Consider the following 18,418-nt stretch of genomic DNA (forward strand, 5'->3'; position numbering starts at 1 on the left):
TGCCGCGGACTTATTCCCCGACACGCTCATTCAAAGCCAGCGGATTGTACGTGATAAACATCGCGTCCCCGTAGCTAAAAAAGCGATATTTTTGTTCTACCGCAGACTTGTAGGCATTCATCGTATGCTGATAGCCCGCGAACGCGGAAACCAGCATAATCAGCGTCGATTCAGGCAGATGGAAGTTGGTTACCAGCGCGTCAATCACTTTGTACTGGTAGCCCGGGTAGATAAAGATCTGCGTATCGCCAAAGAACGGCTCGATAAGATCGTTTTTCGCTGCCTGCGCGGCGCTCTCCAGCGAGCGCACAGACGTCGTCCCGACCGCCACGACGCGGCTACCGCGCGCTTTCGCCGCCAGCACCGCGTCCACCACATCCTGAGGCACTTCAGCATACTCAGAGTGCATAATGTGGTCTTCAATGCTGTCCACGCGCACCGGCTGGAAGGTCCCCGCGCCGACGTGCAGCGTCACGAACGCCATCTCCACGCCCTTCGCACGCAGTTTCTCGAGAAGCGGCTCATCAAAATGCAGGCCTGCGGTCGGCGCAGCGACGGCACCCGGTTTCTGGCTGTAGACGGTCTGGTACAGCTCGCGGTCGGCCTCTTCGTCCGGACGCTCAATATATGGCGGCAGCGGCATGTGACCGATGGCGTTCAGGATATCGAGCACCGTGCGCTCGTCGTCAAACGCCACCTCGAACAGCGCGTCGTGGCGCGCGGTCATAGTCGCCTTGATGCTCTCATCATCGCCCAGCAGCAGCTCCGCGCCCGGCTTCGGCGCCTTAGAAGCGCGAATATGTGCCAGAATACGTTTATCATCGAGCATACGTTCGACCAGCACTTCAATCTTACCGCCGCTGGCTTTACGGCCAAACAGGCGCGCCGGGATCACGCGGGTATTGTTAAAGACCAGCAGATCGCCAGGGTTGAGCTTGTCGAGCAAATCGGTGAAAGTACCGTGCGTCAGCTCGCCCGTTGGCCCATCCAGTGACAGTAAGCGACAGCTGCTGCGCTCAGGCATGGGATAGTGAGCAATCAGGGATTCAGGTAGTTCAAAGGAGAAATCGGCGACGCGCATGACGTATACTCGTGACTTAAAAACAGGCGGCATAGTCTAGTGCTCACACCCTTTTGCTGCAACAACTAGCCGCCCCCGGACAAATAAAACGCATGAATTTTCTCGCTCACCTGCATCTCGCGCACCTTGCTGACAGCTCCCTCTCGGGCAATTTGCTGGCCGATTTCGTACGCGGTAATCCCGCAGAAGACTACTCCCCTGAGGTTGTCGACGGGATTTTTATGCACCGCCGCATCGACGTGCTGACGGATAAACTGCCGGAAGTGACGGAAGCCAAAGCCTGGTTCCGCCCGGAAACGCGCCGCGTTGCCCCGATCACGCTCGACGTGATGTGGGATCACTTCCTGTCGCGCCACTGGGAACAGCTGTCACCGGAGATGCCGCTGCCGGCGTTTGTGCGCTATGCCCACCAGCAGGTGTCGATTATTCTGCCCGACTCGCCGCCGCGCTTTGTGAATCTGAATAACTACCTGTGGTCGGAACGCTGGCTGGAGCGCTATCGCGAGATGGACTTCATCCAGAACGTGTTGAATGGGATGGCGAGCCGTCGCCCGCGGCTGGATGCGCTGCGGGATTCCTGGTATGACCTGGATGAACATTACGATGCGCTGGAGACCCGATTCTGGCAGTTTTACCCGCGCATGATGGCGCAGGCGAAAAACAAACAACTTTAATGGAGATTGGATTGATAGGTAAAAGCTGGCGGAACGATTGTCACCACCTCTTTGTCTTATCCATGAACACTCTCTATACTGGCTCGCGTTGCGTTCCAAATAACCTTAGTATCTACAGGAGAATCATATGGTTCTGGTAACTCGTCCGGCTCCGGATTTTACAGCTGCAGCAGTTCTGGGCAACGGTGAAATCGTTGAAAACTTCAACTTCAAACAGCACACCAACGGTAAAGCGACCGTTCTGTTCTTCTGGCCAATGGACTTCACTTTCGTTTGCCCGTCTGAGCTGATCGCTTTCGACAAACGTTATGAAGAATTCCAGAAGCGTGGCGTGGAAGTTGTTGGCGTCTCCTTCGACTCTGAATTTGTACACAACGCATGGCGTAACACCCCTGTCGACAAAGGCGGCATCGGTGCGGTGAAATACGCAATGGTTGCGGACATCAAACGCGAAATCCAGCAGGCTTACGGTATCGAACATCCGGACGCTGGCGTTGCGCTGCGCGGTTCCTTCCTGATCGACGCAAACGGCATCGTTCGTCACCAGGTTGTGAACGATCTGCCGCTGGGTCGTAACATCGACGAAATGCTGCGTATGGTTGACGCGCTGCAGTTCCACGAAGAGCACGGCGAAGTGTGCCCGGCTCAGTGGGAAAAAGGTAAAGAAGGCATGAACGCGTCTCCAGACGGCGTGGCTAAATACCTGTCTGAGAACGTATCCAGCCTGTAATCGGCACGGTTTACGAAAAAGGCCCGCTTATGCGGGCCTTTTTTTATGCCTTACGCTGCGTCTCTCGCCAGATGCGCCAGGCCATGCCCGCCAGCAGGATCACGCCCGCAATCAGCACGCCCCACACCAGCAGGGTGTTCATCCTGCTCTCTCGCTCGGCCGCAGAGGTGGCGGTCAGACGCCCTTCGCCGCCTAACGCAACATTATCCACAATGTCGGCCTGCGGCAGGTTCGCCATAGCATAGGTCTTGCGCAGGTCGGCTGGGATCAGCATGCCGGGCTCCACGCTGGCAGGCTTTGCGGCACCGTTGCCCCAGGCGAGCACATACGGCGCTTTCCCCTGGGCGTTGAACACCAGATCGTAGCGGTCACGATGTCCCGTGACGCTCGGCAGGTATTCTGGCAGACGCGCATTCAGCGTCGTGATTTTCACTGCCTGCACCAGGCCCCCGTTAAGCGAAACCGGTGGCGACGTTTTTCCCTCAAGACGGTAAAGGACCTCTTTTTTCAGGGGGTGCCATGCGTCTTTTTCCGTACTGCGCCACGCGATCTCCACGGGAAGGACACCATCACCGTTCAGCGAGATGCTGACAGCACTCAGCGGCTGTGGGCGCGCCCAGCGCCACTGCGCTTCGCTTGTCGATAGCTGCTCCCCTTCCCCCTCAAGCTCGACCGCTTCCGGGGTCGCCTGGGCAGGTGCGATGATTGCGTTAACGCCGGTCAAGGTTATCCCCTGGCTCTGCGCGTTCAGCACCACCATGAGATAGCGATTCGCATCGGGAGATAAAACCGTATCGGTATCGATCCGATCGAGCTTAAGACGATCCTGGCCGCTGACGGCGTCAAGTAATGGCATATCCTCGCGCAGGGTATACCAGCGCTTAAGATCCTCGCTGTAATAGACCGACGCCGTTCCCTGCCACGGCGTCTGAGGAGAATTCCAGAGCAGCTGCAGCTGGGATATGGCCATCTCCCCCGTAGCCTGCTCCGGCAGGGTCAGCAGATAATGTTGCCCGGCTGCAGCAGCTTTTTGCCCCTCCAGCACAATCTCAACGCCGTTTCCGGAGCGGAGCAGGATCTTATCGCTATCACCGGATCCTTGTGAAGCCGCAAGCGGCGAGGCATCCAGCGGGAAGAGGCGCAGCGCCGTGGATTGCACTGACGCCTGCGGACGCGTCGCGCTGACCAGGCTGAAGGGAACCGGCTCGCCCGACTGGTTAAAGACGCGGACATCATGCAGATCTGGCGACGTGCTTTGCTCATAGACGGCGAGCGGCAGCATCACCCGATACCACTGGGAAGGAACAGACGTATCAAGTGAAAGACCAAAAGCATAGTCCCGGGGCGATTCCGTTTGTCCCTCGTCGCAAAACGCCGGGCCGGAAAGCGCCAGCAGCGCGGTACACGCTACCGCTTTCATCCATTTCATTTTTCATCTCCTGTTTTGGGCGGTAGCGGTGAGAAATACCCCACAATCAGAACCAGTATCGCCACGCCGATAAACGCTACCGCACGCGACAAACCGCCTCCGCCCGCGCTGTCCACCAGCATCAGTTTAACCATTACCACACCCAGCAACGCGGCACCGCAGAGCCACTCCTGCCGGGAAGCCCGACGGGTGGCATGGATCATGACCACCAGCGCGCTCAGCATCCAGAACAGGGCAAAACTGGTCTGGATAAGCCGCGAATCCCACAGCGATGCCATATTCCAGGCCACGTCGCCGTACCAGGCCAGGGCGCGCATCAGCGCACCGTTAAGCCACCAGAAGCCAAACGCCATGAGCGCGACGGCAGGCCACGGGCGCGCTTGCGCAAGCCACGCCGGGTAGTAACGATCCACCGCCCGATAAAAGACGACCAGCCCCAGCAACGCGAACGCAGCACCTTCCTCAAGCGGGTTCACCAGCGGCAGCCAGGTCTGACGATAGACCACGCCGTCCTGGAAATTGGTCACCACCAGCAATACCAGCATCGCCACGACTACAGGAATCGGTGCCAGGCAGGCGTAGAGCGCAGGCCACTCCCGGAATGGCCACACGCGACGCCGTACCGCAGCAGAGAGCGCCATAATCACCCCGCCGCCTGCGGCCATCGCTAAACCGCTACCCCAGGCCGCCATGCCCCAGGGCAGAGACCGGGCAAACCAGTAAAGCTCGGCGGCCAGCGCCAGTAAAATCATCCAGAAGAGCGACAAATGCAGCCCCATTGCGATGCGTGGCAGGAGTCTTTCACCGTCGCGCCGCAGCAGTACCAGCGCGGCAGGAAGCGCAACGCACCAGGCCAGATTTGACCAGCCGGCGGAGACGATCTGCTGGTGCCAGAGTTGATAGCCCACCATCAGCAGCATAACCGGCCACAGCAGCCATTTGCTGGCGTCCAGCTCTCGCCACGCCAGACGAGCGGCCACCTGCCGCCAGCCCCAGACCGACGCCGCCGTCAGCGCCAGCACGCCCGCCAGAATCGGTAATTCCTGCGTCAGCGCCAGCCGCGCTGCGCCCAATAGCGCCACGAGCCAGAACAGCAGCCCGCCAGCCAGCAGCGCCCAGCTGACCGGCAGGAAGAGAGTCCGCCACAGCCAGCCAGCCGCCAGCCAGCAAAGGCTGAGGATGGCGAAGATCAGCAGCAGACTCAGCGACGTAACGCCGTTCGTTTGTGCCCACAGCGCGCTGCCGAGCGCCAGCACCAGCAGCGCCGTCCCGCTATAGCTCATGCGACGCTGGTGCTGCTGCACGCCCAGCCAGAGGATACCCAGCCCTTCCAGCGCCCAGGCCATCGCCGTCCAGCGCGCTGACAGCGCCAGCGGAATCGCGAGCGTCGCGAACCCGCCGCCGATGGCCAGCGCCGCCATGACCAGCGGTCGTCCGAGGGAGGGATAGAGCCGCAGCGCAAGGAACGCGAGGGTAAGATAAAATGCGCCGTATCCCAGCGCACTCAGGGCCGGGCCATATTCCCAGTGCCGGGTCATGCCGTACTGCATCCCAAAACCGATCAGCGGCGGGGCAAACAGCAGCACGCCGTCAATAATCTGCTTCCCTTTCTCCTGCGCCCGCAGCGACAGCGCCACGCTCAGGACGCCGAATATCAGCGTATTGGCAATCAGGAACAGCTGGCAGACCCAATAGTCTTCAGGCTGGTAGTCATTCAGCCCCCACATGCCGCCCACGCCGAACGTGAACAGCAGCCCGAGCAGGTTCAGCTCGCGCCAGTGCTGCCAGATGCTGATAGCGAGAATGCCGATAGACAGCAGAAGATAGAAAGAGAACAGCGCGACAAAACTGCCGCCCCCGGTAGACAAAAGCAGCGGCGCAAGATAGCCGCCGAGGCTCGCCAGCATGGCAAGGCTCAGTGCCTTCTGCAGCACCGCCAGCCCGACGCTCGCCGCGCAAATCACCACCAGCAGCGCAAAGGACAGCGTCATCGGCAACATTTGCCAGAGCCGGAAAGCGCCAAACACCGTCAGGTAGAGCACGCCGGTCGCCCCGCCCTGGAGGATTAGCGCATAGACGCGCTGCCTGTGCCGCAGTCGCCACCCAACCGCCAGCAGAACGATGGCAAACAGCGCCGTTGCTACGAGGCGCAGCTCAAGCGGGAACAGGGAATGTTCCACGGTATAGCGCAGCAGGAATGAAAGACCAAGGAAAAGCAGCAGGATCCCAAGCTTCGCCAGCGGGTTACCCTGCATAAACCAGCGTACCAGCGACGTCAGGATGCCGCCAAAGGCAGAAGGCTGTTTTGCCGCAGGCGCCGGGGCCGGGGTAGGTTCTGCCACGGCAGCGGGAGTATCGGGGCGCCAGGTGTCGACAGGCGCGGGAGCGTCCTCAACCACCGGCGCGGTCACAGGCGACGGCGCCGTGGTCTGCACCGGCTCCGGCGCGTCCTCAGGCACGCCGCGCTGCTCAAGCGCCTCAATGCGCTGGCGCAGCCGGGCAATCTCCTGTCGCGCCGCCGTACTTCGATTAAAGCCTATAACCGCAAGCACGGGTGCCACCACCAGCGCAAATACCAGGAACAAACAGCCAAGGATGTAAAGCTCGTCCATGTTTCCACCTTCACCGTAAACGATCCGTTAAGATTGACACAAATAGTTGCATTTGCGCCATCTTAAAAGGTGGAAACATTAACAGGTCTTAGCTGCCGGACCAGATCGTTGCGGATACCGCAGGCAGCGCCAGCACGCCGTCCTGTATCGTCGCCTTGCCCTCTTTATTCTTCCACGTCGCTACCTTCAGCAGCGGTGAATCATCCAGCACCACTTCGCAGGCCTCGCCCCGGTTGATGGCCACCAGCACGCGCTGCTGGTTATAGACGCGAGCAAATACCACCACGTTATCGTGGGCGTACACCACCTGACAGCCGCCGTAGCGCAGGGCGAGACTCTGCTTACGCAGCTTTGCCAGCCGCTGATACAGGCTGAACAGCACCTTGTCCTGTTTCGCTGGCTCCCACGGGAAGGTTTTGCGGCAGAACGGATCGTTATTGCCGTCCAGCCCCACCTCGTCTCCGTAGTAGATGCACGGTACGCCCGGCCAGGTGAAGAGCCAGGTCACCGCCAGCGGCAGACGCGCGACATCCTTGCCCAGCAGGGATTTAAAGCGCGCGGTATCGTGGCTATCGAGCTGGTTAAACATCCGCAGCTGCTGCTGATGCGACAGGCCGGCACGGTAGTTCTCCATCCACGCCATGCAGGTTTCAGCGTCGATATGATTCGGATCGTAGGAGATATCGGTGTTAGCGAGGAATCCCCACAGCGGGAAGGTAAAGCCGCGATAGTTCATCGCCGCATCTTCCGCATCGTTCTGCAGCCACTGGCGCGCGTCGCCAAAGTGCTCGCCAAAGACGAACGCCTCCGGCTGGGCTACTTTTGCCGAGCGCGTAATCCCGGCGACGTGCTGAAGGTTATTCCGCGCCCCGCCCGCTTCGCCGAGCATATGCACCACGTCCAGGCGCCAGCCGTCCATATTCCACGGCGCCTTCAGCCAGTGACGCACGATGCTGTCTTCCCCGCCGTAAATCTCGTTCACAAGCGTTGGCGACTGGAAATCCAGCTTCGGCAGGCTCGGGTAGCCCAGCCAGTCCAGCGCACGGCCCTCCTCGTTAAAGCTGTACCAGTCGCGCTGCGGCGAATCCGGGTTATGACATGCCCCGCCCATCGACTGATTATGACGGTCAAACCAGGAGTGTGAATCTCCGCTGTGGTTGAACACGCCGTCAAGAATGAGGCGCATGCCTTCGTTTTGGGTGTTCTTACGCAGGCGCAGCAGCGCCTCGTCACCGCCAAACTGCGGGTCAACGTGGCGATAATCTTCGGTATCGTATTTGTGTACGCTCGGGGCCTTAAACACCGGGTTGAGATACAGCGCCGTCACGCCCAGTTTTTTCAGGTACGGCAGCTTTTCGCTGATTCCGTCGAGATCGCCGCCGTAAAACGTCGATCCGCCCGCCTGCGCGGTTAATGGCTCGTCCCACGCTTTCAGGATAATGTCATGGCCCGCCGCATGGTGGTGATAGACCTTATCCTGGTCGGCAGTGCGTTTTTCGCTGCGCGCAAAACGGTCCGGGAAAATCTGGTAAAAGACCTGGTCGTTAACCCACTGCGGGCCGTTATCCGGATAATCGACTGCAAACTGCTCCAGCCGTGCGGGCGGGAAACGGCTAAACCCCTGCGGGGTAAACCACAGCTGGCGGTTATTCCACAGCAGTTTGAAGCTGTAGCGGCGGCGCGGCTGTCCGCTACGCAGGTCGATATTCGCCCGCCAGGCGGTGATCCCCGGCTGCGGCTGGCTGCGCAGCTTGTGCATTTTCAGCCCGGTCTCTTCGTTATCGATTTCGGCGCGGAGCGTCACGCGTTCAGGCTGATTTTCCCCCGCCAGCCAGAGCGTAATCACAAGGTTGTCTTTGTTTTGCTTAACAAATGGGGCAACCGGAAGGTGCCAGGCGTTTAACATCACGAATCCCCTTTGATGAAATTGACGTCACCTTGCCACAGGGTGGTTAAGGATAGCTCATCACGATCGGGATTATTGGGGGAGGAGAAAGGAGGAGGAGGCATCAGTGCGGCCTGATGCCCTCCCCCCAACCCTCTCCCACAGGGAGAGGGAGAAAAAAGATTACTGCGCTTCTGCCAGCTGACGATCGCGGCGGCATTTAAACACCCAGCCCACCAGCAGCAGGACGATCCACGCGCAGCCCACGTACAGGGAAATGCGGGTATCCGGATGGTAGCCAATCAGGCCAATGATAAACACCAGGAAGATCAGCCCGACGACGGTCGTCACAACGCCGCCCGGTACTTTGAACTTCAGCGCTTTCGCCTCATCCGGCGACAGGCGACGGCGGAAGGCAATCTGCGACAGCAGGATCATGATCCACACCCACACCGTCGCGAAGGTCGCGAGCGATGCAATCACCAGGAAGACGTTCTCCGGCATGATGTAGTTCAGGTAAACCGAGAACAGCAGTGCCACGGTCATCACCACAACGGTCACCCACGGCGTGCCGCGGCGTGAGGTTTTGGCGAACACCTTCGGCGCACTGCCCTGCTCCGCCATGCCGTGCAGCATACGGCCCACGCCAAAGACGTCACTGTTGATCGCGGAGAGCGACGCGGTCAGCACCACAAAGTTCAGAATGCTGGCGGCAAACGCAATCCCCATGTGCTGGAAGGTCAGAACAAACGGGCTACCGTTGGTGCCCACCTGGTTCCACGGGTAAATGGACATGATCACGAACAGGGTGCCCACATAGAACACCAGAATACGCATTGGCACCGAGTTGATCGCGCGCGGAATGGACTTCTCCGGGTCTTTCGCTTCCCCGGCGGTAATACCGATAATCTCGATACCGCCGTAGGCGAACATGACCATCTGGAGCGACATGACCATGCCGAGCCAGCCGTTGCTGAAGAAGCCGCCGTTGCTCCAGAGGTTATGGATGCCGGTCGGCTGCCCGCCGTTGCCGATTCCCCAGATGATGATGCCAAAACCGGCCACAATCATGATGATGATGGTGGCAACCTTGAAGAAGGAGAACCAGAACTCCAGCTCGCCGAACACCTTCACGCTCATCAGGTTGACGGCGCAGATGATCAGCACCACGCTCAGCACCCATATCCAGTGCGGCACCGCCGGGAACCAGACGCCCATATAGATGCCAAACGCCGTCACGTCGGCAATCGCCACGATCAGGATTTCAAAGCAGTAGGTCCAGCCGGTGATAAACCCGGCCAGCGGGCCGAGGTTTTCCTGCGCGTAGCGGGAGAATGAGCTGGCAGACGGGTTGTGAACCGACATTTCGCCGAGGGCACGCATGATGATATACGCCGCCACGCCGCCGATGATGTACGCCAGCAGCACGCTGGGACCGGCCATTTTGATGGCATCTGCCGAGCCATAAAAAAGACCGGTGCCGATAGCAGAGCCCAGCGCCATAAAGCGGATGTGGCGCGTGCTCAATCCACGTTTAAGTTTGTTAGTGCTTTCCATTTAAATCTTGCCATTCAACACGAAAAAAACAAAAAACCACGGGGCCTTAAGCCCCGTGGTTAAACAGTTTGTTGCCGTTGATTAATGGGCGTTCGATGCGACCTGACGCCCTGCAGCACGGTCCCAGATAATGGCCAGAACCAGTGCAACAACGGTAGGCATCAACCAGGCCAGACCCTGCTCGGACAGCGGCAGACGCTGTGTCCATGCCGGCAGTATGTGCGCGAAAGCTGATGCTTTAATCCCGTCAAGGATACCAAAAATCAGGCTGATAAACATGGCTGGCGCAATAATTCGTGAAGAGTTGTTCCACCACGGGCGAGTAAAGCTCAACACCACCAGCACGATGCACGGCGGATAAATCGCCGTCAGCACCGGAATAGAGACCTGAATCAGGTGGCTCAGACCGAGGTTTGACACCGCCATAGAGAAGATGCCGAGGATAAACACCAGGGTGCGGTAAGAGAGCGGCAGATACTGTGCAAAGAACTCTGCGCAGGCGCAGGTCAGGCCAACCGCGGTGACCAGACAGGCCAGGAAGATGAGTGCCGCCAGCAGCATACTGCCCGCACCGCCGAAGGTGTGCTGAACGTAGGCGTGCAGGATAGCCGCACCGTTGGCGTTCTGATCGACCAGCATGGCGCTGTCGGAGCCCAGACGGAACAGCGCCAGATACAGCAGCGTCAGACCCACACCGGCCATCAGGCCAGCCCAGATGGTATAGCGGGTCAGCAGGCGCGCTTCGGTCACACCGCGGGAACGCGCGGCGTTAACGATAACGATACCAAACACCATGGCGCCCAGCGTATCCATCGTCAGGTAGCCGTTCACAAAGCCGTTAGAGAACGCGGCGTTTTTATAGGCATCCATCGCATCGCTAATCGGGCCCGCTGGCCAGACGATGGCCGCTACCGCCAGAACAATCAGCGCCACAATTTTCAGCGGAGCCAGGAAGTTACCCACGGTATCCAGCAGTTTGCCCGGATAGAGGGAAACCAGAATCACGATCGCGAAATAGATCAGGCTGTAGATAAACAGCGGCATCGCGCCGTCACCGGTCAGGGGAGCAATACCCACTTCGAAGGACACGGTGGCCGTACGCGGGGTCGCAAACAGCGGGCCCACGGCCAGATAGCAGACGGTTGCCAGCAGAACGCCCGCCACTTTACCAATCGGGGTGCTAAGGCTATCCACACCGCCACCGACTTTCGCCAGCGCGACGACGGTGAGAACCGGCAGACCCACGGCAGTAATCAGGAAACCAAACGCGGCGGTCCAGACGTGTTCACCCGCCTGTAGGCCAACCATTGGAGGGAAAATGATGTTGCCTGCGCCAACGAACAGCGCAAATGTCATAAAGCCCAGCGCGATGATGTCACGCGATTTTAAGTGATGGGTCATAAAACCTTACTGCCTGTGGATGTGGTGTTGAAAACATTGAGATTTTCGATATCCCTGACGGGACGATACAGCCGAAAATTTGCTCAATTTCAGCGGGAAATGCTCCCGTCCTGGCGTGGAGAAGAATAGTTTTTCGATTTACCACGCAAATACAGTCGGTCTGACAGTATCTGGGGCGCAATTTAAACGCTTATAACGTTTAAAGGCAAGGTGGGATCGCAAAACCAGAACAATATGCCAGCATGAAAATACACGTTAGAATAATACGCTGTTTATAAGAAAAACCCATGGCTAATCATGCGAACAAAAAACAGACAGCCGTATAAAATTCATCCGCGTTTCGCTTGACTGCAAAGCAAACGGGCCAGCGATGGCTGACCCGTGGAAAGGTAAAATGACACGCCCGCCGTCAGGCGATCTTTTTGGCAATTAATCGTTCCGGGATAACGAAGCTGAAGCGGGTTCCTTTACCCAGGGTACTCTGAATATCGAGACGGCTTTCATGGTGGTTGACAGCGTGTTTCACAATCGCCAGCCCGAGGCCGCTTCCGCCCGTCTGCCGCGATCGCGCTTTATCCACACGGTAGAAGCGCTCGGTCAGACGCGGAATATGCTCCGGCGCAATCCCCGGCCCGTTGTCCTCCACGCTAAACTCGGCCCCCGTTGGGGTATGGTGCCAGCGCACCACGATATCCGTCCCCTCCGGCGTATGATTCACCGCGTTATACACCAGGTTGGAAATGGCGCTGCGCAGCTCATCTTCGCTGCCCAGCACCTTCAGCGTATTGTCGACCTCAAAGGTCAGGTGATGCTTTTTGTGGCTTAACGTCTGCGCTTCACGCTCCACGACCCGCAGCATCATCGGGACATCAATGGTGTCATTTAGCGCCAGCGTTGGCGCCGCTTCAATCTTCGAGAGCGTCAGCAGCTGCTTCACCAGGCCTTCCATCCGGTGCGTTTGCTCGCGCATGGTGTGCAGCGCTTTTTCACGCGGCGCACCTTCCAGCGTTTGCTCCTGCATCATCTCCAGGTAGCCCTGCAGCACGGTCAGCGGGGTTCGCAGTTCGTGGCTGACGTTGGCGAAGAAGTTACGACGCGCCCCTTCCAGCTGGTGCATCTGGGTGACATCGCGCGCCACCATCAACCACTGCTTATCGCTGTAGGGCATCACGCGGATCTCCAGATGGCGACCGTTATTGAGCTTGAGATTGTGCGGACGGGTGAAATCACGCTTTTTCAGGTACAGCGTGAACTCGGGATAACGCAGAAGGTTGAGGATATTCTGTCCATTGTCATCCGGCCAGCGCAGGCCCAGCAGCTGTTGAGCCAGGCCGTTACACCAGAAGATCGTCCCTTCTTCGGTCGTCAGAATCACGGCATCCGGCAGCGACTCTGCACCGCTGCGGAAACGCTTAATCAGGCTTCCCAGCTCGCGGCGACGCTTTTTATTACGCATCTGCATCTGATGCAGACCGTACAGCAGCGGCTCCCAGCTGCCGCTTCCCGGCGGCGGCGTCATACTTCGGTCAACCCACAGCCACCAGGAGAGGCGCAGCAGGTTCCAGAAATGCCAGATCAGCAGCCCGGTGACCGACGCCAGCAGAAACCACGGCAGGTGTCCAAGAAAGGCCCCAAGAAGGAAGGCCGGAATACAGCATAAGATCAGTTCAAAGACGAGCCTTTTCCATGACAGACGTTCCAGCACGCGTCACACTCCTGTCATTGTTCAGAAACGGGTAGAAAAACGATAACCCGTGCCGCGGACCGTCTGCACCATGCGATCGTGGCCGCTCAGTTCCAGTGCTTTTCGCAGGCGGCGAATATGTACGTCAACCGTCCGGTCTTCGACATACACGTTAGTTCCCCAGACGTTATTCAGCAACTGCTCGCGGCTGTACACGCGTTCCGGGTGGGTCATAAAGAAGTGCAGGAGTTTAAATTCGGTAGGCCCCATGTCGAGGGGATTTTCACCAGTCATCACGCGGTGTGAGGTGGGATCAAGGCTCAGCCCCTGCATCTCAATCACCTCTTCCACCGCCATTGGCGAAATACGGCGCATCACGGCTTTAATGCGGGCGACCAGCTCTTTTGGGGAGAACGGTTTGGTAATGTAATCGTCCGCACCGGTCTCAAGACCGCGCACGCGATCCTCTTCTTCTCCGCGCGCCGTGAGCATCACAACCGGGATGTCGCGGGTCAGCGCTTCACGCTTCAGGTGTTTGATAAACTGCAGTCCGGAGCCGCCAGGCAACATCCAGTCCAGCAGAATCAGATCGGGCCAGGGTTCATTCAGCTGGTTCACTGCGCTGTCATAATCTTCCGCTTCAACCGGCTGGAAACCGTTTTGCTCGAGCACGAAGCACACCATTTCACGAATTGGAGCTTCATCTTCTACGACCAGAATACGTCTCGCCATACTTTGCCCTGTCTTATCTTATTTAAGTTACAAGTTTGTAATTCGGCGCCATTATGCGTCAGATTTATGACAGATTTATGAAAAACAGTACCACGATAACGGGCAAACCGTTGTTTTATTACAGCGGTTATTTTCCCTTCTCTGAACGTTTATAATCCTGCTTTCTCTTTTTTGCCACGGATCAGCTATGCGCATACTTCACACCTCGGACTGGCATCTGGGTCAAAATTTTTACAGCAAAAGCCGTGCGGCTGAACATGAAGCGTTCCTGAACTGGCTGCTGGAAACGGCCCGGACGCACGAGGTGGACGCGATTATTGTGGCAGGTGACATCTTTGATACCGGCTCTCCCCCCAGCTATGCGCGTGAACTGTATAACCGCTTCGTGGTGAATCTGCAGCAAACCGGCTGTCACCTGGTGATTGTCGCCGGCAACCATGATTCCGTCGCGACGCTCAATGAATCCCGCGATATCCTGGCATTTCTCAATACCACCGTGGTCGCCAGCGCCGGGCACGCCCCACAGATCCTGAAAAAACGCGACGGGTCGCCGGGGGCTGTGCTGTGTCCGATACCGTTTTTACGTCCGCGGGACATCGTGCAAAGCCAGGCGGGGCTGTCGGGTGCAGAAAAGCAGCAACATCTCTTACAGGCCATCACCGACTATTACCACCAGCAGCACGCCGAAGCCTGTGCCCTGCGGGGTGACCAGTCTATTCCGGTGATTGCAACCGGGCATCTCACCACCGTCGGGGCCAGTAAAAGTGACGCCGTGCGTGACATCTATATCGGCACGCTGGATGCCTTTCCGGCGCAGAACTTCCCGCCAGCCGACTACATTGCGCTCGGGCATATCCACCGCGCGCAGGTTATTGGCGGCAGTGAGCACATCCGCTACTGCGGCTCCCCCATTTCGCTCAGCTTTGACGAAACGGGCAAAGCCAAATCCGTGCATCTGGTGAGCTTCAGCGAGGGAAAACTCCGCGCCGTCGAGACGCTGGAAGTACCGGTCACCCAGCCGCTGGCGGTGCTGAAAGGCGATCTCGATGCCATCACCGCCCAGCTGGAACAGTGGCGCGGTGCTGAACAAGCTCCCCCCGTCTGGCTGGATATCGAAATCACCACCGATGACTACCTGCACGATATGCAGCGCAAAATCCAGGCGCTGACGGAGGATTTGCCCGTCGAAGTCTTACTGGTCCGCCGCAGCCGCGAGCAGCGCGAGAAAATTCTGTTAAGCGCTCAACGTGAAACGCTCAGTGAACTGCGGGTTGAAGAGGTGTTTGAACGCAGGCTCTCGCAGGAAGAGATTGACGACGCGAAGCGCGCAAGACTCAGCGAACTGTTCAGCCATACCCTGCATGCGCTCAATGATGAGGAAGAAAACGCATGAAAATTTTGAGCCTGCGCCTGAAAAATCTCAACTCACTCAAGGGCGAGTGGAAAATTGACTTTACCGCGGAGCCGTTTGCCAGCAACGGGCTGTTTGCCATCACCGGCGCGACCGGAGCAGGAAAAACTACCCTACTCGACGCCATCTGTCTGGCGCTTTATCACGAAACGCCGCGACTGCAGAAGGTCTCTCAGGCGCAAAACGATCTTATGACGCGCGACACCGCCGAATGCCTGGCAGAAGTGGAGTTCGAGGTAAAAGGCACCGCCTATCGCGCCTTCTGGAGCCAGAACCGGGCGCGCAACCAGCCGGACGGGAACCTGCAGGCGCCGCGCGTGGAGCTGGCGCGCTGTGAAGATGGCAAAATCCTGGCCGACAAAGTGTCGGATAAGCTGGAGCAAACCGCCGCGCTTACCGGGCTGGACTACGGGCGCTTTACCCGCTCGATGCTGCTCTCACAGGGGCAGTTTGCCGCCTTCCTTAATGCCAAACCGAGCGATCGTGCCGAGCTGCTGGAAGAGCTGACCGGCACCGAGATCTACGGCCAGATTTCCGCCATGGTGTTTGAAAAACATAAAGCCGCCCGCAGCGTGCTTGAAAAGTGCGAGGCGCAGGCGGCGGGCGTCGTGCTGTTGAGCGAAGAGCAACAGCAGCAGTTACAGCAAAGTTTGCAGGCACTTACTGACGAAGAGAAAACCCTGCTGGTTCAGCAGCAAAGCCAGCAGAAAGATTTTCAGTGGCTTACGCGTCATGATGAGCTCGTGCGCGAGCAACAGCGCGTCACCGCGACGCAGCAGCAGGCGCAACAGGCGCTGACGAACGCTGCGCCAGAGCTGGCAAAGCTCCAGCTTGCTCTGCCCGCCGCCCAGCTTCGACCACTCTGGGAACATCAGCAGGAGCAAACCGCGCGTCTGGCACAGACACAGCAGCGAATTATCGAAGTAAATACTCGCTTACAAGCCAGAACCGCGCTGCGCTCACGTATCCGCAATACCGCCCTGCGTAACCACGAGCAGCTTCAGACCGAACTGACGGCGCTGGCGCAGTGGCTGGCGGAGCACGAGCGCTATCGGCTGCTGGGCCAGGAGATTGCCGGCTGGCGCGCCCAGTTCTCGCAGCTTAACCGCGATAAAACGCAGTTAGCCTCGCTTGCTGCGCGGATGAGTGAATTACGCAACAGGCTGGCCGAGATGCCGGAAAATGCGCTGACCCTGACGGCGGATGAGGTCAGCGCGGCCATGGAGCAGCAGTCCCGGTCACGCACGCTGCGCCAGCGGCTAACGTCGCTGCATGCCCGCTATCAGCCGCTGCAAAAGCGCCTGCGCCAGAGCGGTGAAAGCGTGCAGAAGGCCCAGGCCGAACAAAATAAACTCAATGAAACGCTGACGCTGCGCCGCCAGCAGTACAAAGAGAAACACCAGCACTATCTGGACCTGAAGGCCCTGTGCGAACGCGAAGCGACGATTAAAGACCTGGAAAGCTATCGTGCCCGGCTTGAGGCCGGCAAACCCTGTCCGCTGTGCGGTTCCAGCGAGCATCCCGCCGTTGAGCAATACCAGTCGCTTGAGCTGACGGATAACCAGCGCCGCCGTGATGCCCTGGAAAAAGAGGTCGCCGCCCTTAAAGAGGAAGGCCTGCTGGTGCTGGGACAGGTTAATGCCCTGGCTCAGCAGATCCAGCGCGAGACAGACGAAGTTCAGACGCTCTCTCAGGAAGAGCAAGCACTCACAAAAGAGTGGATAGAGGCCTGTGCTTCCCTGAATATAGCGTTGAATATTCAGGAAGATATCGCGCCATGGCTGAACGAGCAGGAACAGTACGAGCGCCAGCTTTATCAGCTCAGCCAGCGTCTGACCCTGCAAAACCAGTTGAACGAGCAGGAAGCGCAGGAGCGACAGTATCAGCAGCAGCTGACTACCGCGCGCCAGGCGCTGGAACACGCCCTGCTCTCGCTATCACTCAACGTACCTGAAAACGGTAATGAAGCCGCCTGGCTGCACGCCCGCGAAGCGGAATTCTCGCAGTGGCAGGAGAAGCAAACGCAGCACGGCGTGCTTCAGGAACGCATAAACGCCCTGAAGCCGCTGCTCGACGCGCTTCCGGCAACGAACAGCGCAGACGCCGAACCGGTTATTCCTGATAACTGGCGCGACATCCACGACGAGTGCGTGTCGCTACAGAGCCAGCTGACCGCGCAACAGCAGCAGGAGACGCTGGAGCAAGAGCGTCTGCAGCAGTCGCAGACGCAGTTCACCGCGGCGCTCTCGGCAAGCTGCTTTGCCGATCGGGACGCGTTCCTTGCCGCGCTGTTGGATGACGACGCTATTCGCCACCTCGAACAGCTGAAACAGTCGCTGGAAAGCCAGATACAGCAAGCCGCGGCCCTTTCTGGCCAGGCTAACCAGCAACTGCAGGCTCATCTGGCGCTGCGGCCGGAAGGGCTCGACGCCGATGCACCTGCGCTGCAAAGCCAGCTGCAGCAGCTGGCGCAGCGGCTGCGCGAGAACACGACGCATCAGGGCGAGATCCGCCAGCAGCTTAAGCAGGACAGCGATAACCGTCAGCACCAGCTGGCGTTGATGCAGCAAATTGAAGAGGCCGCGCGCCAGGCGGACGACTGGGGGTACCTGAACGCGCTGATCGGCTCCAGCACCGGCGACAAGTTCCGTAAGTTCGCCCAAGGGCTGACGCTGGACAATCTTGTCTGGCTCGCAAACCAGCAGCTTAACCGTCTGCACGGGCGTTATCTGCTGCAGCGTAAGGCCAGTGACGCGCTGGAGCTAGAAGTGGTCGATACCTGGCAGGCGGATGCGGTTCGCGATACCCGTACGCTCTCGGGCGGTGAAAGCTTCCTGGTCAGCCTGGCGCTGGCGCTGGCCCTTTCCGATCTGGTGAGTCATAAGACGCGGATCGATTCTCTGTTCCTGGATGAAGGGTTCGGCACGCTCGACAGTGAGACGCTGGATACCGCGCTGGATGCGCTCGACGCGCTGAACGCCACCGGGAAAACCATCGGCGTGATCAGCCACGTTGAGGCGATGAAAGAGCGCATTCCGGTGCAGATCAAGGTGAAGAAGATCAACGGCCTGGGGTATAGCAGGCTGGATAAGGTGTTTGCGGTGGAATGAATGGGGGTGGGTGCGGTCTGATGCCCTCACCCTAGCCCTCTCCCACAGGGAGAGGGTACAAACACCAAAAACAGCAACTTGAGTTGCTGTTTTGCTTTTACCTTGCCTCACC

12 protein-coding genes are annotated in these 18,418 nt (G+C 58.7%); 4 read left to right on the forward strand and 8 right to left on the reverse strand.

The window, feature by feature from the left end:
- Positions 1-10: 10 nt before the first annotated feature.
- A complete protein-coding gene (queA, locus tag P349_RS05225; protein WP_032646148.1) occupies positions 11-1,081 on the reverse strand; it encodes a tRNA preQ1(34) S-adenosylmethionine ribosyltransferase-isomerase QueA in 1,071 nt (356 codons plus the stop codon).
- 92 nt (positions 1,082-1,173) lie between these two features.
- On the opposite strand from queA, the gene acpH reads away from it, so the two are divergent.
- Positions 1,174-1,755: an ACP phosphodiesterase gene (gene acpH, locus P349_RS05220; protein ID WP_024906800.1), complete on the forward strand. Its 582-nt coding sequence runs from the start codon at positions 1,174-1,176 to the stop codon at positions 1,753-1,755.
- Between the two features lie 127 nt (positions 1,756-1,882).
- Entirely contained in the window at positions 1,883-2,485 is a 603-nt protein-coding gene (locus P349_RS05215) for a peroxiredoxin (protein ID WP_014168840.1), read from the forward strand.
- 43 nt (positions 2,486-2,528) lie between these two features.
- On the opposite strand, the gene P349_RS05210 is transcribed toward P349_RS05215, so the two are convergent.
- From P349_RS05210 to phoB, 7 genes are all read right to left on the reverse strand, one after another.
- Positions 2,529-3,914 carry a DUF3999 domain-containing protein gene (locus P349_RS05210; RefSeq protein ID WP_032646147.1) on the reverse strand — a complete coding sequence of 462 codons (1,386 nt, stop codon included), beginning with the start codon at positions 3,912-3,914 and terminating at the stop codon, positions 2,529-2,531.
- Complete coding sequence (locus tag P349_RS05205) at positions 3,911-6,526, reverse strand: DUF2339 domain-containing protein (RefSeq protein WP_032646145.1); 2,616 nt, start codon at positions 6,524-6,526, stop codon at positions 3,911-3,913. The genes P349_RS05210 and P349_RS05205 overlap by 4 nt, the downstream gene beginning before the upstream one ends.
- A gap of 88 nt (positions 6,527-6,614) precedes the next feature.
- A complete protein-coding gene (gene malZ / locus P349_RS05200) occupies positions 6,615-8,432 on the reverse strand; it encodes a maltodextrin glucosidase (RefSeq protein ID WP_032646144.1) in 1,818 nt (605 codons plus the stop codon).
- A 162-nt stretch (positions 8,433-8,594) separates the two neighbouring features.
- Positions 8,595-9,968 (reverse strand): proline-specific permease ProY, encoded by a 1,374-nt coding sequence (gene proY, locus P349_RS05195; protein ID WP_032646143.1) that lies wholly within the window; start codon positions 9,966-9,968, stop codon positions 8,595-8,597.
- 81 nt (positions 9,969-10,049) lie between these two features.
- Positions 10,050-11,369: a branched-chain amino acid transporter carrier protein BrnQ gene (gene brnQ / locus P349_RS05190; RefSeq protein WP_024906795.1), complete on the reverse strand. Its 1,320-nt coding sequence runs from the start codon at positions 11,367-11,369 to the stop codon at positions 10,050-10,052.
- Positions 11,370-11,778: 409 nt separating this feature from the next.
- A complete protein-coding gene (phoR, locus tag P349_RS05185) occupies positions 11,779-13,074 on the reverse strand; it encodes a phosphate regulon sensor histidine kinase PhoR (RefSeq protein WP_032646142.1) in 1,296 nt (431 codons plus the stop codon).
- A 21-nt stretch (positions 13,075-13,095) separates the two neighbouring features.
- Positions 13,096-13,785 carry a phosphate response regulator transcription factor PhoB gene (gene phoB, locus P349_RS05180; protein WP_008503265.1) on the reverse strand — a complete coding sequence of 230 codons (690 nt, stop codon included), beginning with the start codon at positions 13,783-13,785 and terminating at the stop codon, positions 13,096-13,098.
- A 187-nt stretch (positions 13,786-13,972) separates the two neighbouring features.
- Here phoB and sbcD point away from each other — a divergent pair, with 187 nt between their 5' ends.
- The gene (gene sbcD / locus P349_RS05175; RefSeq protein WP_032646141.1) at positions 13,973-15,178 is read left to right on the forward strand and encodes an exonuclease subunit SbcD; all 1,206 of its coding nucleotides are present in this window, start codon (positions 13,973-13,975) and stop codon (positions 15,176-15,178) included.
- On the forward strand, positions 15,175-18,306 hold the full coding sequence (gene sbcC / locus P349_RS05170; RefSeq protein WP_032646140.1) for an exonuclease subunit SbcC: 3,132 nt from the start codon (positions 15,175-15,177) through the stop codon (positions 18,304-18,306). The genes sbcD and sbcC overlap by 4 nt, the downstream gene beginning before the upstream one ends.
- The last annotated feature ends 112 nt before the right edge of the window (positions 18,307-18,418 follow it).

This window comes from Enterobacter sp. DC4, assembly GCF_000568095.1.
GTDB lineage: Bacteria > Pseudomonadota > Gammaproteobacteria > Enterobacterales > Enterobacteriaceae > Enterobacter > Enterobacter pseudoroggenkampii.